Raw genomic sequence first — 20,955 nt, forward strand, 5'->3', positions numbered from 1 at the left:
ATATAATCAGCTAAGTCAGCTTATTCAGCAGGTTCCTCCGGGGGAGGTGGCTGCGGGTGTTTTTTCTTCTCGGCCCAATAGTACAGCGGCGGGATCACCACTGGTGTAAACAGCAGGGTGAAGGTCAGTCCGCCGATGATCACCGTCGCCAGCGGTCTTTGCACATCGGAGCCGATACCCGTGCTGATAGCGGCAGGCACCAGGCCGATGATGGCTACCATCAGCATCATCATAATGGCCTTGAACTGGTCTACTGCTACCCGCTGCACAGAAGCGCGCAGCGTCAGGGGCGACTTGTACATCTCCCGGTTAAGTGCTGACACGAGCAATACGCCGGCCATCACAGAGATACCGAAGATAGACACGAAACCTACGCCGGCAGACACGTTGAAGTGGTAGCCACGGATGAACAGCGCCACAATGCCGCCGGCCAAAGCCACCAGTATGCAACTCATGGTCACGAACGTATGTTTCATGCTTTTAAACAGCATAAAGAGGAACACGAACACGATCACGATCGTCAGCGGAATGGTGAGCGACAGCTGTTTGCCGGCACGTTCCAGGTTCTCGTACTGGCCGCCATAGATAATGTCATAGCCTTTGGACACATGTACGCTCTTTCCGATCTTTTCCTGCAGTTCAGCTACAAAAGAGCCCTGGTCGCGGCCCCTCACGTTGGTACGTACGGTCACCATGCGTTTGCCATCGATGCGGTAGATGTTGGTCTGCCCGTCGATAAACTGAACGTCGGCCAGCTGGTCCATCGGTATCAGCGCGCCGGTGGCGGCAGGTATCTGCAGGTTGCGGATGGCTTCTACCGTATTCCTGTCCTGTGGCAGGTAACGGATCACGATATCGTACCGTTTGGTGCCGTCATATAATGTACCGATCGGTTTACCGCCGATAGCGGCTTCAATCATCGACTGGATGTCGCTGACATTGATGCCGAAGCGGGCTGCATTTTCACGGTTGATGTTAATGGCCAGCTGCGCCTGGGTGCCTTCCTGTTCGATGTTCACGGAGGCGGAGCCTTGTGTGGCTTTCACGATTGCCGCGATGCTGTCGGCTTTGGGCCGCATCAGGGCCAGGTCGTCGCCCACCACGGAAATGGCCAGGTCAGCGGCGCTACCGGTCACGATTTCCATTACCTGGTCAATGATAGGCTGACCGGAGTTGAAAGACGTGCCCGGAATATTTTTTTCCAGGTCGGCCTGTATACGTTTTACGAGTTCTTTTTTGGTGATGGTATCGCTCCACAGTTTATAGTCTTTCAGGCCTACCAGTATCTCGGTACGGTTGGCAGGGAAGGGGTCGGTACCATCGTCGTTACGCCCGGTTTGTGTGATCACGTACTTCACCGGCGGATAGGAAGCGATCACTTTCCGGATGATGGGCGCGATCTTGGCGTTTTCCTGGATGGTAACGCCGGCAGGCATAAACGAACGCATGAAGATGGAGCCTTCGTCCAGCTCTGGGAGGAATTCCGTGCCCAGTTTGCCTGCAAGGCCTATCATCAGCACAATGACCACCGTAGCGATGATCACCGTTTGCCGGTGGAAGCGCAGGAAGAAATTGAGCGAACGCTGGTACAGGTGTTCCAGGAAATCCAGTATCCTGTTGCGGTGCGCCTTCATGGGCTTATCAGAAGACAGTGCTTTTTTGTAGGCATAGGAAATAAGCACCGGGATGAGCGTGAGCGCGCAGATCATGGCACCTATCACGGCAAATGCCAGTGTGAGGGCCATGGGAGAGAACAGTTTGCCTTCCACGCGGGTCATCATCAGAATCGGCGTATAGGCGAGGATGATAATGGTCACGGAGAAGAATATTTCACGGCCTACTTCCTGCGCGGCAGAAAGCGTGATACCGATAATGCCGCCCTGTTTCTCCTGTGGTGTAGCGTTGCGGTAGCGGCGTATCAGGTGTTCCGCCATTACGCAGGCGCCGTCCACTATGATACCGAAGTCGATAGCGCCGAGCGACAGCAGGTTGGCCGGAATGCCGGTCAGCCGCATGAGGATAAACGCAAACAGCAGGGAGAACGGGATAGTGGCGGTCACCACCAGCGCTGAACGGACGCTGCCCAGGAAAAACACCAGTATGATCACCACGATGCTGACGCCCATAAACAGCGTATGCGCCACGGTTTCCAGGGAGTGGTCGATCAGGAAGCTGCGGTCGTACAGTACGCGGAGCTTTACGCCTTCCGGCAGTTCTGTTTCCGACAGCAGGGCCAGTTTTTCCTTCAGTGCTTTCAGTGCTATGCTGGGGTTTTCGCCACGGCGCAGCAGGATGATGCCTTCAGGGGAACCAACCTTGTCAATGTTTTCATCGGGCACTGCGTAGCCTAATACGCCGGAAGGTGGCGGGGGAGCGGTTTCCACGGTGGCCACATCTTTTACGTATACCGGTACGCCGTTGACGGCGGTCAGTACAATGTTACGCAGGTCTTTTTCAGACTTCACCGCACCGAGGCCTCTCACAGCGAAACCTTGTCCGCCGCGTTCGATGACGTTACCGCCGGTATTAAGGTTGTTTTTCTGTACCGCGTCGATCACGGACTGCAGCGTAAGGTTGTACTTACGCAGTTTTTCCGGGGAGGTGAGGATATGAAACTGTTTGAGCGGTCCGCCGAAGTTGGTCACATCGGCAATACCGGGCACTTGCAGGATGGCCGGGCGTATTACCCAGTCCTGCAGGTCTCTCAGCTGCATGGGCGTGAAGCTGGGCGGTGCTTCCACCACGTAGCGGTAAATTTCGCCTACGGCGGTGGTGAGTGGTGCCAGTTCCGGTGTAACGCCTTCCGGCAGGGAAATGGAAGAGAGTCTTTCTATGACCTGCTGACGGGCGAAATAGTCGTCAGTGCCGTCCTGGAAAGTCAGCTGTACTACAGAGAGGCCGAAGATAGTGCGGCTTCTGCGGTCGAGTACGCGGGGCACGTTGTTCAGCGCCCGTTCGATAGGAATTGTTACCTGTTGCTCCACTTCTTCCGCGGCACGGCCGTCGAAAGGCGCTACGATGATAACGTTGGTGTCAGCGATATCGGGGTAGGCCTCAATTTTCAGCTGGGTAAAACACCAGTAGCCGATCACCGATAAGACCACAGCGCCAATGATGACCGCCCAACGGTTACGTAAAGAGAATATCAGAATGTTACGGATCATGCTTCAAATTGATCTACGTGATGGGTAATAATAAAGCCTCCCTTATAGGTGCTCCTCAGCAGTGTCAGCACTTCCCGCACTTTGTCGTCTTCATCTATGAGGGTGATCATCATGGGAGGTTCGTCAAAAGAAAAGATTTCATCCGGGCGTTTCATGCGCTGGTTGATGCCAAAGCCCATGACACCGCGGTATACGGTGGCTCCTTTCACATTGTTGTTCATCAGGAGTTGCATAATGTATTCGTACAGGGGGCGGGTACCGTACATATCATCTTTGTCAATAAAGATTTGTGCCTGTAGCATAGCTGTATTTTTAGTAGCCGAATGAAATACCTTTTAACTGCATGGAGCCGTCTGTCACCACTTTATCGCCTGGCTGCACGCCGGTGAGCACCACCATGCGGTCGCCTACCTGGGCGGCGGTGAGTACTTCGCGGCGAACGAAGGTGCGTTCGTCTGTTCTCACGAAGACGTAGTTTTTGCCCTGTACTGTCACCACGGCGGCGCGCGGCACGGAGAGGGTATTGCCTTCGCTGACACCGAATTTAACGGTGGCATACATACCGGCACGGAGTTTATGTTGGATATCGGCCACGGTGATCCTCAGTTTCACCATGCGGGTGATATTGTCTACCACTTCGCCCACGTTTTCGATCACGCCGGTAAAGGTTTCACCGGGGTAGGAATTGAACTGCAGTTTGCAGCTGCTGCCTTCCTTCACTTTGGTGATCTGGTTTTCCGGCATTTCGCAGATGAGCCAGGTCTTATCGGTTTTGGCGGTGACGAGTGTTTGCGGATCGAAGCCGGCGAGTTTCAGTTTGGATTCATGCTCGATAATAGAAGTTTTTTCATTGGCGAGGTCTGTTTCCGCGATGGCCATGTCTGTTTGTGCAGAAATGAGCTCCGTTTTGGCATCAGACACGTCTTTGCCGGTGCCTGCGCCATGTTCGGCGAGGTCTTTAAAGCGGTCCAGTTCTATTTGTTTCTGGGCAGCGATGGCTTTTTTCTGCCGGATGATATTGCCTTTTTCCCGGATGTTGATGATGTGTTGCAACATTTCGGTGTAGCTGGCGGTGATGTCCGGATTGTCGAACAGTACGATGTTTTGTGAAGCGTTGCCGTTGGAACGTACTACCGTGGCGGCCACATGTGCCGGGGCCATCAGTTCTGCGTTCAGGTCGCTCTGGGTGGCTTCCTGTGTTTTGAAGAAGTGCAGGGTAAGGCTGTCGGGAGGCAGTTTAATGGTGCGTCCACTGTCTTCCACTACGGTTTTGGTGGCAGGGGCGGGCTTGTTTTCATGGTGCTGTCCGCAAGACATAGCCAGCCATGCGATGCTTGCTATTGATAAGCCAAAGGCGGTCTTTGTCATCTGTTAAATTATAGTTGATTAATCAATCCGGTTACCTGTAACAATTGCAGGTAGCTTTTACGGTAGTTGTACAGTGCGTCGTAATACATCTTCTGGGTATCAAACCAGGTCCGTTGCGCGTCCAGAAAATCTATGATGGTGGTACCGCCTTTTGTATAGGCATACCTTACTGATTGCAGGATGTTTTCCGCTTTAGGCAGGATATTTTTGTATTTGTCCACTGTTTCCCTGTTTACCTGGTAGGTATGCCAGGTGGACTGCACTTCAGTGTTTACCTGTTGCTGCAGGGCAGACAGTGACTGTTGTGATTGTTGCAATACTATTTTAGATTTTCTGATCTCGCCCTGGTTGCGGCTGAAGAAAGGCAGTTCAATCGTAGCGTACAAACCGAAGTAAGGGACCCTGTTCTGGGGGTTCCAGATAAAGCCCAGTTCAGGAGAGGGTATTGCCAGCGACTTTTGAAGCGAGATATTACTTTTCGCGGCGGTGATCATGGCCTGTGCCTGTTGCACGTCCGGGCGTTTGGCCAGGGAAAGGGCGAGCAGGCTGTCCAGCTGCTGTGTCATTTCCAGGGACATGACCGGGTCCTGGTCATCGATGGTGACGCTGTCGGTTTGACCGGTGAGCAGTTTCAGGTTTTGCAGTTCATTGCGATAGCTCTGCGCTGCATTTTTGTACTGGATCTGGTATTGTTCCAGCAGCAGTTGGGTACGTGCCAGTTCGCTGGAGCTGATGACCTGGTTTTTGAGCCGGATTTCCTGGGTTTTGACGAGGCTGTCGACGTTTTCTTTCGCTTCGAGGATCAGTTCCAGGTTGACCTTATTGTACCAGACATCCAGCCATTTGTTGCCCGTTTCCGTGAGTACGCCCCTTTCCGTGTCTGCATAGGCTTTTTCAGTGACGGACACGTTGCCGGCGGCGTATTGTTGTTTGTATTTCCGCTGGCCTGCCAGCTGGAACTGTTTGGTGAGCTGCCACCAGTACTGGTTGTTCTTTCCGTCCAGGAACTTAGTGTCCGGCGCCCACTGACTGGAGTTGGTCATATGCAGCGTCTGGTTGTTCAGTACCGGGTTGGGCCTGAGGCGTGCCGTGACCACATCGCTTTGGGCGATGGCCGTGTTCAGGCTGGCCGGTTTAAGGAAAGGGTTGTTGTTTCTGGCGGCATGTAAGGCACCTGGTAAGGTAAGGGTAGTCTGGGCCTCCGATATCAGAGGCAGGCCTACCGTACACGAGAAGATAAGTAAAATGGCGTAACGCATTCCTGATTTGTGCTGTTTGCTATAGATAATTACTGTTGTGTTGCGGTTTTTGTTCAAATCACCGGTAATATTACCTTGCCGGTAAGGGGTTTGTTCACATGGCCTGTCGCTAAATCGGGGGGCAAGATAGGGAATATCGAAGGATGTAACAGACAGGTGAACATTAAAATTAGCTTAAACAATTTAGTGAAAACGGGAACGGATATAGGAAAATGTGCAAATTTTTTGGGTGTAATAGTTAATCCTGTATATTTGTATGGTAACCATATTTGTAAGTAATTATATTGATATTTTATCGTTTCGCTGCATGTTTAAAGCTTTGATTAGTATTTGTTTTTACTTTTTGTAAATATTTATTATTCATAATTTAAAGCGTTACGATGGAAAGAGAGACATATTGTTATCCGGGAAGCCAGGCTGTACACTTTCTGCAAACCGGTGGCAGACCGCCATTTTTACCGGGAAGAAGTGCCATATTGTGCCATCTGCAGGCAGGCCCATGTGACGAAAAGTGAAAAAGCAGCCAAAGGCAACATCCTTATTCCGTTTAAGTATTTTTTTTAGCCCCATCTCTCACGCCATGTATAATGGGGAATGGATATGTATTTCTTGTAAACTTTTTTATTAACTATTTAAAAACACTGTTATGATAGAAAGACCAGTATACCGGTATGTTGGAAGCGTTGCTGAACACCTCGAGCAGATTGATGAAATGCTGGAGGAGGAAAGGAAACGCATTGCCACGCTTACCAAGGAAGAAAAAAAACAATATCTGATAGATGCAGGAGTGTATCATCTATTGGTGCGCCCCAAAAGAAGAACGCCCTGGCGCACAAAGAGTATGCGTCGAAAGGCGAATGATGCCGCTAAATTGAAAAGACGAAGGCTCCATGGGTAACTTGGCGGTTTTCCCATAGAACTTCAACAGATGTGTACAATGTTGTTCTCGTTTATTGCAAACTTTTTATTTAACCATTTTTAAAATACTTGTTATGATAGAAAGACCTAAATACCGGTACGTAGGAAGTCCGGGAGAGCATTTCGAGCAGGTGCTGGAAATGTTTGAAGAGGAAAGGAAACGTATTGCCACTTTTACTAAGGATGAGGCATTGCAGTATTTAAAGGATGCAGGAGTCTACCATTTGTTAGTGGGGCCTAAAAGACGAAGTCCATGGCGTAAAAAGAGCGAGAGGCGTAAACAGAAAGATGCTGCACAACTAAAGCGGCTAAGGCAACGTAGATAATTGTTTGAACCCTAAAACCATTGTTTGAAAAATGACCCGAATAATCTCCGATTCGATGTATGCCGCCGTGCCCGGACTAATCATCGGCTTTCACGGTTGCGAACGTTCCTTAAGGGATGATGTTATTACTGAAAGAAAAAAGCTTCGTCCCAGTACAGGAAGGTACGAATGGCTGGGACACGGAATTTACTTCTGGCAAAATAATTATGAGCGTGCGCTTGATTTTGTCACCCATCCGCCGGATGGAAGGAAGATTACACGCCCTTCGGTATTGGGAGCAGTTATCAGTTTGGACTATTGTCTAGACTTAACGGATACAAAGGGGATTAAAGCTGTTGGCTATTCCTTTACGATGTTGGAACACTCCATTAAATATGGCGGCGTGTTACCCCGTAATAGAAATAAATATGGCGCTGATAATCTCATGGATAAAGTAATCCGCGAACTGGACTGCCAGGTTATTGAGTCCTTACATGAAAGGATGCGACAAAAAGAAGTAAAACCTTACGACTCCGTCAGAGGCGTTTTCATCGAAGGCACTCCCATCTACGAAGACGCCGGCTTCTACGACAAAACACACATCCAGATTTGTATCCGAAACCCCAACTGTATTAAAGGATATTTTATTCCGCGGGAGGAGGAGCAGTGGTGATACTGAAAACCGCTGTGGCAGGATGCTACAGCGGTTTTTTTGTTTATTCGTTGCACCGGTGGCTACCAATGCCCCGGGGTTTAATTTACCTGTTTTTCATAGATGAGTTTCATTCCCTTCAGGTTCACCAGTCCATGGAGATAAATGATATTCAGCTCCCTACAGGCGCGGTAGACAGGGCATTCCGGCGGAATCCTGTCGTTAATGACCAGTTCCAGCGGCGTGAAATACAATTTTTCCAGTAGCGTCTGGTCCAGATTGTGCCGATAGATATCTTCCTCCAGTCCTCTGCGGATATTCAGCCTGAGGAAAGTGGCCAGTTGGTTTTCACGGAACTGCCTCACGCCGGCCCAGATGCCAGGGTACATATCCCGCAGGTCCCGGAAAAAGACCGGCTGTACCGTCAGTATCACTCTTTCGGCTATACGGAAAAAGTTACTCATCTCGATAATCGCATTGGAAGAGATGTGCCGGTTGAATGACAGGTACCGGTCGGTTTTTTCCAGCCACCTGCCGATGATACGGGCTACCAGGCTTTCTTTGCTGTTGAAATGTTCATAGAAGCATCGTTTGTGCAGCCCGCATTGCCGGGCAATTTCATCGGTGCTGGTGGCCCGGATGCCTTTCCGGGCAAAAAGGGTGGTGCCGCTGTCCAGCAGCTGATGCCATTCTTCTTTCATACAACATGTTTTATGTAGGTTAATGCAAAGTGCCGGTTGCTTTCCTGTATGCTGCTTCCTGTATCCTGTATTCTACTTTACTGTCAATGGTGCTGCTGTACGCCTGTTGCCATATCGTTTGTGCTTCCAGCACGTCTTTACCGGTAATAGTGCCTGCTTTCAGTCGGTCATTGGCCAGTTTGAGGTTTTCTGCGGCCTGCTCCAGGGAAAGGCGTGATGTATGGATCTTTTTCACGGACTGGTTCAGGGTCAGATAGGCCTGCTGTACTTCCAGGCCCAGCAGCTCTTTGGTATTGTCCAGTTCCTGCTGGCGGGCAGCGATCTTCAACGTTTGCTCTTTTACTTTCCCGGCTTTTTTGCCCCAGTCGAAAATAGGTACGCTGATGCTGGCCAGTCCATACCATGAAGCCATCAGGTCTTTGCCGTTGCTGATATTCACTCCTTTACCGGCCGCGCCCATTCCCGCGGCTGTTACGCCGAAGGTGGGCAGGAAATCAGCTTTCAGCATTTTGCGTTGTAGCTGCTCTGCTTCCAGCACGCGGTTCAACAGCCGTATCTCGGGCCTGTTCTCCGCAGCGGCGGTGAGGTCCGGCGCCGCCTGTTCGGGAAAGTCGCCACTAACGGAATCGGCTACATTAAAATCTGTCTGCCCGGCCATGCCTGTCACCTGGGCCAATGCCAGCTTTGCCATCACCAGTCCGTCATGCGCCTGGTTGAGCTGCAGCGAAGCTTCGTTCAGGTTCACTTCCACCCGTAACAGATCATTCTTATAAATAAGCCCTGCGTCATAAGCGTTTTTCAACTCACGCTGCAGGCCTTGTAACATCTCCTGGTACTTTTGGGCGAGGATGATTTTTTCTTTCACCTGCACTACCTGCCAGTAGGCTTTGTTGACATTGAACACCACATCCGCCTCTGAGAGTGCTTTTTGTTCCTGTTGTATGCTCACGCCTTTGGCAGCGGCAGCTTTGCCCAGCTGTATTTTGCCACCGGCGTAAACGGGCTGGGTGACAGATACGGAGGCACTGCCGAAGTATTCCGGTATCATGCCGTTGAGCGCTCCGCCGATCGGTTTGCCGAGATATACGCCCATCACTGAACCGTCGATCGACGGATAAGCAGAGGCGTTGGCCGACTGCACGGCGGCATTGGCGGCATCTATCTGGTATTGTGCGGCTTTGATCTTTTTATTTTGTGTGATCGCCATCTGCTGGCAGTCGGCGACGGTGAGCACAGGCGCCTGCGAGAAAGCCTGTTGAACAGCCATGGCTGCTGCCAGCGTGCATATAACTCTGAAATTCATGATTGTCTTTTTTACAGGCAGGCGGCGCTATGGCCGCCTGCGGATAAATTAATGAGCGGGTTTGTACATGATCTCCGTATCATGGTCCGGTGCTGTAGCCGGTTCTGGTGCCGGGCGCACAAACAGGTAATACAGCACGGGCACAACAAACAGCGTCAGTATCATGGACACGATCAGGCCGGAGGCCAGTACGCTGCCCAATGGCGCCCACAGCGGTGATTTGCCGATGATCATGGGCACCACGCCGATGGCGGCGGCTGCCGATGTCAGGAAGATGGGGCGCATACGGCGCTTGGCGGCGCTGAGCGCGGCGGCTTTTATCGTATAGCCGTGGTCGCGGATCAGCTCATCGGCATAGTCAACGAGGATGATACCATTGCGCACCACAATGCCTATCAGGCTGATGATGCCCATGAAGGCGGTCATGCCCATCGGGTTGCCGGTGAGGTACAGGCCCAGGAAGGCGCCCAGCAGGCTAAGCGGGAAGGTGGCCAGGATGATCAGTGTTTTACCAAAGGTTTTGAACTGGAACAATAATGTGATCAGGATCAGTATCAGGCTGGTGCCCAGTGCTTTGCCCATGCCCGGCGCATTTTCGGCGGATGATTCAGCGTCGCCGCCATATTGAATACGGATGCCTGCCGGCAGCTGCAGTTTTTCAATTTGCGGCCGGGCCTTTTTCAGGATCTCGGAGGCCATGATGCCTTTCTGTGCTTCAGACAGTACGGTGAGGGTACGCAGGCCGTTACGGTGCGCGATCACGCCGGTATGCCAGGAAGGTGTGAGGTCGGCCACTTCTTTCAACGGCACTTTGGCGCCATAGAGACTGTTCAGGTGCAGGTTGCCCAGATCGTTGAAGTCCTTACGGTTGCCGGCTTCCATACGAAGGAAGATATCTACCGGTTTGTCGCCTTCCCATAGCTGGGATACAGCAAAACCTTTCAGGCCGGCGCCCATCGTTTGGGTGATCAGCTGATTGGGCACGCCCAATCGCGCTGCTGCATCTTCCTTAATGTTAAGGCTTACGCCCAGGTAGTCGTCTTCATAATCTGTCCGTACCCAGTTGGTGCCGGCGGTATGTTGCAGTATCTCTTTGATCTGCTCTGCCACCTTTTTCTGGTCGCTCATGTTTTCGCCGATAACGCGGACAGCCAGCGGTGAACCTTCCTGCATGCTCAGCTGGCGCAGGCGCACGTATCCATTGGGAACAAAATTCTCAAACCGGGGAAGGTATTCCTTCACCAGTTCGTTGGTGGCGTCACTGCCGGTGGTGGTGATAAATACCTGTGCAAAGTTGCGCCGCGGCATTTCGGGGGCATAGGTCACATTAAAGCGGGGTGAACTGGAGCCCACGAAGCTGGCGATGCCGGTCACCCGCTTGTCTTTCTGCAGTTCTTTTTCCACCAGTTTCACTACCCGCTCTGTTTCTTCCAGGGATGTGCCATTGGCCATCCATATTTCGGCATTGAATTGTTTGCTTTCGCTCAGCGGGAAAAACTCCTGCTTTACTTTGCCTGCCAGCACGATCGCCAGCACAACAGCTGCCACGGCCACGCCGACGGTTGTTTTCGGATAACTGAAGGCTGCTTCCGCGGCGATGTTGAAGGCATGCTGTAACCTGTCAAGCAGGCTTTTACCTTTTTTAGTGGTGCTGACTTTATGTTTCAGTCCTTTTTTGATGAACACGTAGCAGGTATAAGGTGTGAGCAGCAAAGCCACCGCCATGGAGGTGATCAGCGCTACGGCCACGGTCACCGGCAGGGCGGCAATGAAGTCTTTGGATATACCGTTCATAAAGAGGGCCAGCGGCGCAAAGGCGAAGATAATGGCCAGCGTGGCGGTGAAAATAGGCAGTGACAACTGTTTGGCTGCCTGCCAGGCGGCCGTCCACGGCGTAATGCCTTCATCAAGTTTTTCGATGTAATTGTCCACCACCACAATGGCATTGTCCACTACCATGCCCAGCACAATGATCAGCGCGGCCAGCGTTACCTGGTGCAGCTCTATTCCCATGATGTTGATCAGGCCAAAGGTGATCAAGATGGAGATGGGCGCTGCCAGGGAAGACACGGCCGCCACACGGAAAGGCAGCAGCAACATCACCACGATGATCACAGAGGCGATTGCCATCCCGAACTCTTTCATGAAGTGCCGGATACTTTCATCTACCACCTCCGGCTGGTTGACGATGGTTTTGATTTTTACATCAGGGGGCAGCTCCTGTCCCAGCGACTTCAACCTGTCTTCCACCAGGTGGCCGAATTGTACAATGTTGTTGCCTGGTTGCATCTCGATGGCGAGCATCATTACCTTGTCATCACCGATACGGATAAACGAAGACAGCTCTTCATAACGCCGTTCTATGCGGGCCACATCGCGCAGGCGCACCACGGTGCCTTGTGGCGTGGTGTAGATGATCTGGTTGCCCAGGTCGTCGGCTGTTTTATAGCGGCTGTTGGTGAATACCGGAAAGGTATTGGAAGAAATGGTCATCTCGCCGGAGTAACCGGTAATATTCTGCATCTGCAATGTCCGGATAATAGTAGACAGGTCAAAACCATACTGCTGCATTTTTTGATCGTCGATTGTAACATAGAGCTGTTGCTTTTGGCCACCGGACCGGTTTATTTTGGACACTTCCGGAATGGTCTTGAGCCCGTCTTCTATTTTATCCAGGTATTTTTCTATTTCTGCGTAGCTGCGTTGGGGTGATGATACGGTGATGATCTGTGCGGTCACGTCGCCGAAGTTGCTGTTCACAATGGGGCCTATAACGCCCTGTGGCAGTATCTGCGGCGCAGCGCTGTTGAGGCCGTGCTGCAGGGTGCTCCAGAACTTCTTGCGGTCTTTTACGCTGGTATGCAGTTCTACGGTAATGAAAACCTGTCCGTCTTTGGTTTGTGACTTGGTCTTCTCTTTGTTCACTTCTTCAAAGGAAAACAGGTATTGTTCAATTTTATTGGTCACCTGTTTTTCCATTTGTACTTCATCGGCGCCGGGGTAGAAAGCATACACCATGGCTGTTGGCATATCTATCTTCGGGTTTTCCGCCCTGGGCATGTTCAGGAGGGAATAAAGCCCCAGCAGCAGTAACAGCACCACTACTACAATGGTGACCTGTTTGAACTGCATGGCCGCTTCTATGAAACTGATTTTATTTTTTTTCATGCTTCCGTTTGTTGGTCATGCTGAATAATGGCTGTTAGAGGCTCACGGCGGTGCCGTCTTTGATGTTGGTGAGCCCGGAGGTGATCACCTGTTCACCGCCTTGCAGGCCGGAGGAGATCACCACTTCATTTTTGCCGGTGAGGGCGCCTACGGTCACTCTTTTGCGTACAGCCTGATGTTGTGCGTTGGTGATGAAGACGTAGGTAAGGTCGTCCGCATCGCGTACCACGGCCGTAGCAGGCACTGTCAGGTTGTTGGCGCTTCTGCCGGTGTTGAGGCGGATTTCTGTAAGCATGCCGGGAAGCAGGCGTCCGTTGTTATTGGATAATTTTATTTTGATGTTATAGGTGCGTGAAGTGGCATCGGCCTGTGGGTTGATGATGGTGATTTTTCCTGCTGCGCTGTCCTGTAGCGTGGGGATGTACACTAATGCACTGCCACCGCGGGGGATGGCGCCTACTTCACTTTCCGGAACGGAGGCCCGGGCATACACCATGTCCGTTTTTACAATGGTGAACGCCGGTACGCCGGGAGCTGCGGCGCTGCCCCTTTCTATTTTACGGGCGCTGACGATGCCGGAGATAGGTGCGTACAATCTGCTGTCCGCGATATGTTTGACGCTGATTTCTTTATTGGCTTTGGCCTGTGCCAGTTTGGTCTTTATGTCGATATAGTCTTTCGCGGGCAGACTGCCTTTCTGATACAGGTCATTCAGGCGGCGGTACATATCTTCCGCCTGGTCCAGTCCTGCGTTGGCGATGGCGAGCGCATTGCTGTATTCTGTAGCGTCAAGGGTGGCCAGTAATTGTCCCTGCCGGACCTGCTGTCCTTCTTCCACAAGAATGCCGTTCACCACGCCCGGTACGGCAAAGCCAATATCGGCGGTGTTGTCAGGTTCTATGGTGCCGGAGTAGGTGAAGGTTTGCGGCATATCATTGAGGCTGACTTTTGTTGCGGTCACTTTTACCGGCGCCTGTTGCTCCTGCTGCACTTCCTTGCTGCCGCAGGCGGCCAGCAGGGTGGTGATGATCAAAAAGGAAACGGGTCTGTACGTCATCGGCATAATCTTGTTTTATAGTATGATTGAATACAAATTATCTTTCGCGCAACAAAATTAGCTGCGGTACAGCGGCGGGAAAAGGTTGATACATCGGGAAATCTGGTCAGAATGTCGGTTTGTTTTTAGTTATAACTATAATGACTATACGAAAATAGGGCCGGAGCAGGAGTGCTTCGGCCTGTAATTAAAACCTACAACTGTTACACTGTTAGTAACAAGAATTTTCAGGGGGAACATTTTATCGCCCTAATGTCCGGAAAGCCTTGGGAGAGTAGCCGGTATGGCGTTTGAAATATTTGCCGAAAAAAGACTGGTCGCTGAAGTGCAGGATTTCGGTGATCTCGGCAATGCTAAGTTTGGGATTGTCGAGCAGCAGTTTTGCTTCCAGTACTACATAGTCATCAATGATTTCGCCGGCGCTTTTACCGGTAAATTCTTTTACGGTTTCGGTCAGGTACTTGGCGGTGACGAACAGCTGCTCTGCGTATTGCTGCACATTGCGCTGATTCTTGAAATGTGCCTGCACCAGGTTGGTGAAGCGGATCACCAGGCTTTCTTTCCGGGAGACCGCCGGGTTTATTAACTCCGTATACCTTGTGCTGAGGGCTGCCATTTCATAGAGGAACAACAGAAAGGTATGTTGCAGTTTCTCTCTGGCAAAAGGTTGTTTTTCCTTCATATCCTCCATGCGGGCCGCCAGTTGCCAGAAATGGGAGAGCATCAGCTGCGCGTCTGCCGGAGAGAGTTTCCAATGCGGGGAATATTTCGACGTAAAATAATCGTACAGCTCCATTTTATTGGCGGGCAACCCTATTTCCACCATAAAGTCCAGGGTGAAATTCAGGCCGGAGATGATACAGGATTTGTCTACCGCCACTGATTTTTTCATGGTATGTGGTGGGATCAGCAGCAGATCGTTGGCTTCAAGATGGTATACTTTTCTGTCCAGGTTGCCCTGCATCCTGCCTTGTTGTATGAGGAGGATGCTGGTGAAGTCTGACCGGAAATTGGATTTAATATGATCATATTCAATCATGTTTATATCGACAGAAACAAAGAGCCCTATACCCAACGGGTCCTCCAGTCCGGCGCTGCGAATAAATTCCGCCTGTTTCATTATTCCTCCGTGTTCTTTCCGTTGTGTCATATAGCTGTTCGCAGTGCTGTTTTTCGGACAGGGCAAAGGTCAATCTATCTGTGCGGTTATCAAAGGTTGATTAGTCGGTAAATCTGGTCAGAAAGTCGGTTGCACCTATGAAAAAAATACCCCCGCAATCTACTGAAAATAAGATCACGGGAGTATATAAACGATAAAAACCGGGGTCAGTTTTGGACTACTTCCATGGGATCGTCCATCGGGAAGAAGAGCACCTTATCGGTGTTGATATATCTCATGAGGTCAATCATATGAAGGGTTCTGTTGTTGACGGTATGGAAATAGAGCCGTTTGTTTTTCAGGTCATTGGCGCAGGTCCACAGCGTATATACGTTGTTGCCGGGGTGTGCGTGGTCTTTGATGACCCCCTTGGGGATATCAAAGGCGTTGAGGATCTGGAAAGCCTGCGTTACGGCCTCGTCTGCGGAAGGCGACGGGTCCATGCTCTGGGTATAGGCCACGGCGCGCACAAAGCGGGAAGAAGGCGTAAAATCGCCGGGGATGCCTACCAGTCCATTACCTTGTCCGAATGAACGGATGGTGTCTTCTCCCATTTTCAGGCACGCATCGGAAGGGCGGGAATTCAGGTACTGCTGCAGGTTGGCCATATGCCAGTCGAAGGTAGGTGAATTGGTCAGCACGCCCAGTGGGTTGTTGTAACTATACAACTTTCCGTTCACACATTCTATCACGAGCGACTTGCCCTCTGCGTCGTGTACACTGTAATGCAGCGGGAAGGGAATGCCGCCGTTGACGTACAGGGGGATGCCCTTGTTGATCAGAATGCCGCTGTCTATAGCGTGTTTTACCTGGTCTACCGTGGCGAAATTGGACAGCAGCCACGCTGATACGTCGGTAGAGCTGAGCGATTTGGCGATTTTCTTGGGCGGAACATTCATATAACCAGCGTATCCGGGTAAATAGTACAGACCCACGGCCAGGCCTTTTTCGTTCATGCCGTCCGCGATAGCGTCTTTGCCCATGGAATTGATACCGACAATGGCGTACCGGGCTTTCCAGTACAGCCCTTTATTGGCGCCACCGGGACTAACGGCGTTAAAGGGATAGTTCCTTGGATACACGACAACCTGCGCCTGCAGGTCATTGTAAAATTCCAGGGTGCGGGCGCAGATCACGGCGCCATCTCTTGCCCTCAGCTGGATACCTGTACAGGCCGGAACGGTGATAGGGGAGGCCAACAGCGAAATACCGAGGGAGTAACACAGGGTTTTAAATAATCCGGTTTTCATTGCAATGTTATTGGGGTGAATAAATCAAAGGTATTGGTCCGGTAAACACCGGCAAGGGTTACAACAAGTGCGGATTCCTGATTGTTTGAAATAAAATGTTATCCCCTGAAATGATGTAAGGTATCATAAAGGTCATGCGCCTCCGGAGAACGCTGTTTATACAGTACCGTAGTCGCTGCGGCCACCAGGATAAGGGTGGACGGGAACGCGGAACCAGCCCCCAGGGGTGTTATGGCCAATAAAAAGATAATAGCGGCCCCCAGACCTATCTGTAACAGTGGTTTTTTGTAACTGATGAAAGCCCCCATTGCCAGTTGACACAGGGAAATTGCCACCACTATGGCGGTAACGTTATGACTGAAAGCCCCGTAAATAAATTGTTCGTATGTGGCAAAGGGTGTCATTGCGCCATAAGCCATAAAAAGTTCCGGATGTATAATGGCCATTGCTCCATTAAAAACGCCTGCCCCTATAAACAACAGCGATAACAGTAGTTGTGCCACTACCGGCCGGAAAATGGCAAATGCCAGGATTACCAGGCTTGTGCCATTGGCGATGAAATAAGTAGCAGAAAATATATTGGCATGCATAACAGTAGGTATTTGATGAGTAAAAATTATTCACATACTGAAGTTAACAGGAACCGCCAGGCCCTGAAATGATACCAGTCATATGCCGGTTTGATAGTGGTCAGCTTTCCCGGAATGTGACAGGAATCAACCGGAGGGGTAACAATGGTCATATGTCAGGGACATACTTCTGGCGAACTTTAGATAAATGCTACACTATGATCAGAATTGCTGCCATACTGGATGGCCTGAAGTACTCTGAGAACGTACAACAATATGCGCTGATGATAGCGCAACATCAGCAGGCCCACGTTACGGGGGTGTTACCGGAAGATTTTACCTATAACAGTTTCGGCATGTACCAGGTACTGAAGTCCGGTGCGGACCCGGCCACCATCAGCCGGCTGGAGGCTGCGGACGAAGCCAGCAGGAAAGCCGCAGCAGTTACTTTTGAGGCTGCCTGTCAGAAAGCAGGTGTGGCTTACAGCATACACCGCCATCGCAATGTATCGTTGCCGGAAGCATTGGAAACCAGTATCTATGCAGACCTGTTGGTGGTTGACCGGAAAGAGACATTCACCCATGAGCCGGCAAAGACGCCCACCCGTTTTATCCGGGACCTGTTAACAGATGTGCAGTGTCCCGTGTTGTTAACACCCTCCGGCAAATCGCCGCTGATGGCCGACTGGTCTGATGTGGTGCTGCTGTATGACGGTGAACCGTCCTCGGTATATGCCATTAAAATGTACAGCTACCTGCTCACATTACAATTTCCTGTTACGGTCACTGTGCTGTCTGTCAATGCAGAAGGTAATCATTTGCAGAACAAACAACTGATCCGGGATTTTATTCACAGTCGTTTTCCGGCTGCCGCCTATCATGTGGTGGACGGTGATCCCGAAACAGAAATTATCCGGTATCTGAAGAACCGGCCTAAGGGCACCCTGGTAGTATTGGGCGCCTACCGACGGGGAACTGTGTCGCGTTGGTTCCGGGAAAGTATGGCAGATGTATTGATGTCGGCGGTGGACCTGCCTTTGTTTATTGCGCATAACAAATAAAATCTTTTTACTATGGACCACTTCATCAGGGATTTTTCGACTGTCCGTTTATCAGATGTGGCTATTGTGGGTGGAAAAAACGCTTCCCTGGGGGAAATGACCACCGCGCTGGCGGACAAAGGCATCCGGGTGCCGGCCGGATTTGCCACTACAGCAGCAGCCTTCTGGGCTTTTATGGACGCCAATGCTCTCCGTGACCCGTTGGCTGCGCTGATGCAGCAACTGGACCGGAGCAGTTTTTCCAATCTGGCCGAAATAGGAGCTGCCGCCCGAAAGCTCCTCCAGAACGCCGTTTTGCCGGATAAACTGAAAACGGAGATAGTGACAGCTTATCACCGGCTGAAAAAAGAAGGAGACCTGGCCGTCGCCGTAAGAAGCAGCGCCACGGCAGAAGATATGCCGGAAGCCAGCTTTGCCGGGCAACATGAATCTTATCTGAATATCTCCGGCGAACAGGCAGTGTTACTGGCCGTGCATCGTTGTTTTACCTCCCTGTACACTGACAGGGCAATTAAATACCGTGAAGACAACGGGTTTGAACATGGAAAAATAGCCCTGTCTGCCGGTGTCCAGGAGATGGTGCAAACAGATAACGGCTGCTCAGGGGTGGGTTTTACACTCGAACCGGAATCAGGTTTCCGCGATGTGGTATTGTTGTCCGGTATTTGGGGCCTGGGTGAAAATATAGTACAGGGAAAGGTCATGCCGGATGACTTTTATGTCTTTAAACCTACGCTGCGTGCGGGAAAAAATGCCATCCTGCAAAAGAAACTGGGCGATAAAGCGTGGACGCTCTGTATGAACGATACGCCGGGCGCCACCTCACCGGTCATCAACAAACCCACTAAGGAAGAAGATCGCCGGCGTTTTGTACTGAACGATGAAGAAGTGCTGAAACTGGCGTCCTGGGCATTGGAGATAGAAACGCACTATCATTGCCCAATGGATATTGAATGGGCGAAAGACGGTACCAGTGGAGAATTGTTCCTGTTGCAGGCACGTCCGGAAACAGTGCATTCCCGTAAAACAATGGCCAGCCAGCAGCAGTATCTGCTGAAAGAAAAAGGTCCTGTACTGGTGAAAGGAGATGCTGTCGGTGAAAAAGTGGCCACCGGTACCGCGCGGCTGCTCGATTCTCCCCTGGAAGCAGAAAAACTACAGGACGGCGATATTGTGATCACCGGCAATACAAGTCCGGACTGGGACCCTGTGTTAAAGAAGGTAGCGGCTATTGTCACTGACAGCGGTGGCCGGACAAGCCATGCAGCCATCGTGGCAAGGGAATTGGGCGTACCGGCTATTGTCGGCGCTGTTGGCGCTACTGCTGCCGTCCGTGATGGAGAAGTGATTACCGTTTCCTGTTGTGAAGGGAAAACCGGTTACGTGTACGCCGGTAAGCTGGACTATGAAAAGAAAGAAATAGCATTATCAGATGTTACCATGCCGGAAAGTACAGAGGCGTCACTCATTATCAGTGATCCTGACCAGGCCTTCCGGCTGTCCTTTTATCCTAACGACGGGGTAGGGCTATTGAGGATGGAATTTATTATCACACACGCTGTCCGGATACACCCCATGGCGCTCGTACATTTTGACCAGCTGAAGGATGAAAGGGAAAAATCAATGATAGCAGCTTTAACCGGTCAGTATGCAGACAAACAACAGTTTTTTATAGATAAGTTGTCACAAGGAATTGCCACTATTGCGGCAGCCTTCTATCCAAAAGATGTGATCGTGCGCATGAGCGATTTCAAAACCAATGAGTATGCGCAATTATTGGGTGGTAAGGATTTTGAACCGTTGGAAGAAAACCCCATGTTAGGCTTCCGGGGAGCCTCCCGTTACTATAACCCGTTATACCGGGAAGGATTTGGACTGGAATGTGCAGCGATAAAAAAAGTACGGGAAGAAATGGGGCTGACGAACGTAAAAGTAATGATACCATTTTGCCGCACCGTGGCAGAAGGCAAAAAAGTGTTGTCTGTAATGGCCGCCTATGGCCTCTCCCGGGCAGCTGGCCTTGAAGTATATGTGATGGCTGAAATTCCATCCAATGTACTGGAAGCGGAAGCTTTTGCAGAAGTGTTCGACGGTTTTTCCATTGGCTCCAACGACCTGACACAACTGACATTGGGGCTGGACCGTGATTCGGCCCTGGTAGCTGATCTTTTCAGTGAAGAAGACCCTGCTCCCAAAAAAATGATAGCCATGATGATACAGGCCGCACGAAAAGCAGGGGTACGGATTGGGCTCTGCGGGCAGGCCCCCAGTGATTTTCCTGACTTTGCCGCATTCCTGGTGAAAGAAGGCATTAACAGTATTTCATTTAATCCGGATGCCCTGATCAGCGGGATCACCAATATCAGGGAGGCAGAAAAGAATGGTGCAGTGTCTTCCGCTTTTTAAAGATTAGGGTCTTTTTTATTGCCAGGCATTTTTTATTTTTATCTCTTACCAAAAGATTATGCGATGGCTATAGAAAAGGTAAGAGAACATCTGCGGAAATGGAACCGGGACAAGGATATTATTGAGCTGGCCACTTCCAGTGCCACAGTGGAACTGGCGGGTCAGGCGTTGGGCGTGGATGGTGCGCAAATCGCGAAATCCATCTCCCTGCATGATGCAAACGGAGGTGCATTGTTGATCATTGCTTCCGGTTACCATAAAATTGATAGTAAAAAGTTTAAGGATGAATTTGGTTTTAAAGCCCGCATGTTATCTTTTGAAGAAGTGGAACCGATGATCGGACATGCGGTGGGCGGCGTATGTCCGTTCGGGGTGAATGATGGCGTTAAGGTATACCTCGATGAATCCCTGAAGGCTTTTGATAACGTATACCCTGCATGCGGTAGCAGTAATTCAGCGATTAAAATGACCATTGCTGATATGGAGGAGATGACCGGCCTCGTGAAATGGGTGGATGTGACCAAACCACAGGACCGTTAACGAATCCCGAAATAAAGCGGCCGTCTGTGGAAAGTTCCGCAGACGGCCGTCATGTTTTTATAACAATGCGCAAGG

The 20,955-nt window shown here is 50.9% G+C and carries 17 protein-coding genes; 6 read left to right on the forward strand and 11 right to left on the reverse strand.

Going from position 1 to position 20,955, the window contains the following annotated elements; translation table 11 throughout:
- Window positions 1-20: 20 nt before the first annotated feature.
- The 4 genes from ACTJJS_RS08130 to ACTJJS_RS08145 are packed head-to-tail and all read right to left on the reverse strand — an operon-like array spanning window position 21 to window position 5,791.
- Window positions 21-3,164, reverse strand: coding sequence for an efflux RND transporter permease subunit (locus tag ACTJJS_RS08130; RefSeq protein WP_440663252.1), 3,144 nt, complete (start codon window positions 3,162-3,164; stop codon window positions 21-23).
- Entirely contained in the window at window positions 3,161-3,466 is a 306-nt protein-coding gene (locus ACTJJS_RS08135; protein WP_168872438.1) for a DUF190 domain-containing protein, read from the reverse strand. The genes ACTJJS_RS08130 and ACTJJS_RS08135 overlap by 4 nt, the downstream gene beginning before the upstream one ends.
- A gap of 10 nt (window positions 3,467-3,476) precedes the next feature.
- Window positions 3,477-4,532, reverse strand: a complete 1,056-nt coding sequence (locus ACTJJS_RS08140; protein WP_343743964.1) for an efflux RND transporter periplasmic adaptor subunit — start codon at window positions 4,530-4,532, stop codon at window positions 3,477-3,479.
- A gap of 8 nt (window positions 4,533-4,540) precedes the next feature.
- Window positions 4,541-5,791 (reverse strand): TolC family protein, encoded by a 1,251-nt coding sequence (locus ACTJJS_RS08145; RefSeq protein WP_168872440.1) that lies wholly within the window; start codon window positions 5,789-5,791, stop codon window positions 4,541-4,543.
- Between the two features lie 646 nt (window positions 5,792-6,437).
- On the opposite strand from ACTJJS_RS08145, the gene ACTJJS_RS08150 reads away from it, so the two are divergent.
- The 3 genes from ACTJJS_RS08150 to ACTJJS_RS08160 all read left to right on the forward strand — a co-directional run bounded on the left by ACTJJS_RS08150 (window position 6,438) and on the right by ACTJJS_RS08160 (window position 7,687).
- Window positions 6,438-6,689, forward strand: coding sequence for a hypothetical protein (locus ACTJJS_RS08150; RefSeq protein WP_440663253.1), 252 nt, complete (start codon window positions 6,438-6,440; stop codon window positions 6,687-6,689).
- 94 nt (window positions 6,690-6,783) lie between these two features.
- Complete coding sequence (locus tag ACTJJS_RS08155) at window positions 6,784-7,035, forward strand: hypothetical protein (protein ID WP_440663254.1); 252 nt, start codon at window positions 6,784-6,786, stop codon at window positions 7,033-7,035.
- 31 nt (window positions 7,036-7,066) lie between these two features.
- Window positions 7,067-7,687, forward strand: coding sequence for a hypothetical protein (locus tag ACTJJS_RS08160; RefSeq protein ID WP_440663255.1), 621 nt, complete (start codon window positions 7,067-7,069; stop codon window positions 7,685-7,687).
- Between the two features lie 80 nt (window positions 7,688-7,767).
- On the opposite strand, the gene ACTJJS_RS08165 is transcribed toward ACTJJS_RS08160, so the two are convergent.
- The 7 genes from ACTJJS_RS08165 to ACTJJS_RS08195 form a co-directional block, all read right to left on the reverse strand.
- On the reverse strand, window positions 7,768-8,367 hold the full coding sequence (locus tag ACTJJS_RS08165; protein WP_440663256.1) for a TetR/AcrR family transcriptional regulator: 600 nt from the start codon (window positions 8,365-8,367) through the stop codon (window positions 7,768-7,770).
- Window positions 8,368-8,386: 19 nt separating this feature from the next.
- Entirely contained in the window at window positions 8,387-9,670 is a 1,284-nt protein-coding gene (locus ACTJJS_RS08170; RefSeq protein WP_440663257.1) for a TolC family protein, read from the reverse strand.
- A 48-nt stretch (window positions 9,671-9,718) separates the two neighbouring features.
- Window positions 9,719-12,838: an efflux RND transporter permease subunit gene (locus ACTJJS_RS08175; RefSeq protein ID WP_440663258.1), complete on the reverse strand. Its 3,120-nt coding sequence runs from the start codon at window positions 12,836-12,838 to the stop codon at window positions 9,719-9,721.
- Window positions 12,839-12,872: 34 nt separating this feature from the next.
- A complete protein-coding gene (locus ACTJJS_RS08180) occupies window positions 12,873-13,895 on the reverse strand; it encodes an efflux RND transporter periplasmic adaptor subunit (protein WP_440663259.1) in 1,023 nt (340 codons plus the stop codon).
- Between the two features lie 241 nt (window positions 13,896-14,136).
- Window positions 14,137-15,015 (reverse strand): AraC family transcriptional regulator, encoded by an 879-nt coding sequence (locus ACTJJS_RS08185; RefSeq protein ID WP_440663260.1) that lies wholly within the window; start codon window positions 15,013-15,015, stop codon window positions 14,137-14,139.
- A 206-nt stretch (window positions 15,016-15,221) separates the two neighbouring features.
- Entirely contained in the window at window positions 15,222-16,304 is a 1,083-nt protein-coding gene (locus ACTJJS_RS08190; protein WP_440663261.1) for a linear amide C-N hydrolase, read from the reverse strand.
- 98 nt (window positions 16,305-16,402) lie between these two features.
- On the reverse strand, window positions 16,403-16,894 hold the full coding sequence (locus ACTJJS_RS08195; protein WP_343743969.1) for a hypothetical protein: 492 nt from the start codon (window positions 16,892-16,894) through the stop codon (window positions 16,403-16,405).
- A 197-nt stretch (window positions 16,895-17,091) separates the two neighbouring features.
- On the opposite strand from ACTJJS_RS08195, the gene ACTJJS_RS08200 reads away from it, so the two are divergent.
- The 3 genes from ACTJJS_RS08200 (at window position 17,092) to ACTJJS_RS08210 (ending at window position 20,880) form a co-directional block, all read left to right on the forward strand.
- Window positions 17,092-17,934, forward strand: coding sequence for a universal stress protein (locus tag ACTJJS_RS08200; RefSeq protein WP_440663262.1), 843 nt, complete (start codon window positions 17,092-17,094; stop codon window positions 17,932-17,934).
- Window positions 17,935-17,946: 12 nt separating this feature from the next.
- The gene (ppsA, locus tag ACTJJS_RS08205; protein ID WP_440663263.1) at window positions 17,947-20,340 is read left to right on the forward strand and encodes a phosphoenolpyruvate synthase; all 2,394 of its coding nucleotides are present in this window, start codon (window positions 17,947-17,949) and stop codon (window positions 20,338-20,340) included.
- Window positions 20,341-20,403: 63 nt separating this feature from the next.
- Window positions 20,404-20,880, forward strand: coding sequence for a YbaK/EbsC family protein (locus ACTJJS_RS08210; RefSeq protein WP_440663264.1), 477 nt, complete (start codon window positions 20,404-20,406; stop codon window positions 20,878-20,880).
- Window positions 20,881-20,955: the final 75 nt, after the last annotated feature.

The organism is Chitinophaga sp. 22308 (genome assembly GCF_052045305.1).
GTDB lineage: Bacteria > Bacteroidota > Bacteroidia > Chitinophagales > Chitinophagaceae > Chitinophaga > Chitinophaga varians_A.

What these genes read in the sequence shown, in the direction of transcription:
- ACTJJS_RS08135 (WP_168872438.1), bottom strand. Translation starts at nt 3,466, where the DNA reads ATGCTACAGGCACAAATCTTTATTGACAAAGATGATATGTACGGTACC.
- ACTJJS_RS08150 (WP_440663253.1), top strand. Translation starts at nt 6,438, where the DNA reads ATGATAGAAAGACCAGTATACCGGTATGTTGGAAGCGTTGCTGAACAC.
- ACTJJS_RS08155 (WP_440663254.1), top strand. Translation starts at nt 6,784, where the DNA reads ATGATAGAAAGACCTAAATACCGGTACGTAGGAAGTCCGGGAGAGCAT.
- ACTJJS_RS08170 (WP_440663257.1), bottom strand. Translation starts at nt 9,670, where the DNA reads ATGAATTTCAGAGTTATATGCACGCTGGCAGCAGCCATGGCTGTTCAA.
- ACTJJS_RS08160 (WP_440663255.1), top strand. Translation starts at nt 7,067, where the DNA reads ATGACCCGAATAATCTCCGATTCGATGTATGCCGCCGTGCCCGGACTA.
- ACTJJS_RS08195 (WP_343743969.1), bottom strand. Translation starts at nt 16,894, where the DNA reads ATGCATGCCAATATATTTTCTGCTACTTATTTCATCGCCAATGGCACA.
- ACTJJS_RS08165 (WP_440663256.1), bottom strand. Translation starts at nt 8,367, where the DNA reads ATGAAAGAAGAATGGCATCAGCTGCTGGACAGCGGCACCACCCTTTTT.
- ACTJJS_RS08140 (WP_343743964.1), bottom strand. Translation starts at nt 4,532, where the DNA reads ATGACAAAGACCGCCTTTGGCTTATCAATAGCAAGCATCGCATGGCTG.
- ACTJJS_RS08175 (WP_440663258.1), bottom strand. Translation starts at nt 12,838, where the DNA reads ATGAAAAAAAATAAAATCAGTTTCATAGAAGCGGCCATGCAGTTCAAA.
- ACTJJS_RS08185 (WP_440663260.1), bottom strand. Translation starts at nt 15,015, where the DNA reads ATGAAACAGGCGGAATTTATTCGCAGCGCCGGACTGGAGGACCCGTTG.
- ACTJJS_RS08210 (WP_440663264.1), top strand. Translation starts at nt 20,404, where the DNA reads ATGGCTATAGAAAAGGTAAGAGAACATCTGCGGAAATGGAACCGGGAC.
- ACTJJS_RS08180 (WP_440663259.1), bottom strand. Translation starts at nt 13,895, where the DNA reads ATGACGTACAGACCCGTTTCCTTTTTGATCATCACCACCCTGCTGGCC.
- ACTJJS_RS08145 (WP_168872440.1), bottom strand. Translation starts at nt 5,791, where the DNA reads ATGCGTTACGCCATTTTACTTATCTTCTCGTGTACGGTAGGCCTGCCT.
- ppsA (WP_440663263.1), top strand. Translation starts at nt 17,947, where the DNA reads ATGGACCACTTCATCAGGGATTTTTCGACTGTCCGTTTATCAGATGTG.
- ACTJJS_RS08130 (WP_440663252.1), bottom strand. Translation starts at nt 3,164, where the DNA reads ATGATCCGTAACATTCTGATATTCTCTTTACGTAACCGTTGGGCGGTC.
- ACTJJS_RS08200 (WP_440663262.1), top strand. Translation starts at nt 17,092, where the DNA reads ATGATCAGAATTGCTGCCATACTGGATGGCCTGAAGTACTCTGAGAAC.
- ACTJJS_RS08190 (WP_440663261.1), bottom strand. Translation starts at nt 16,304, where the DNA reads ATGAAAACCGGATTATTTAAAACCCTGTGTTACTCCCTCGGTATTTCG.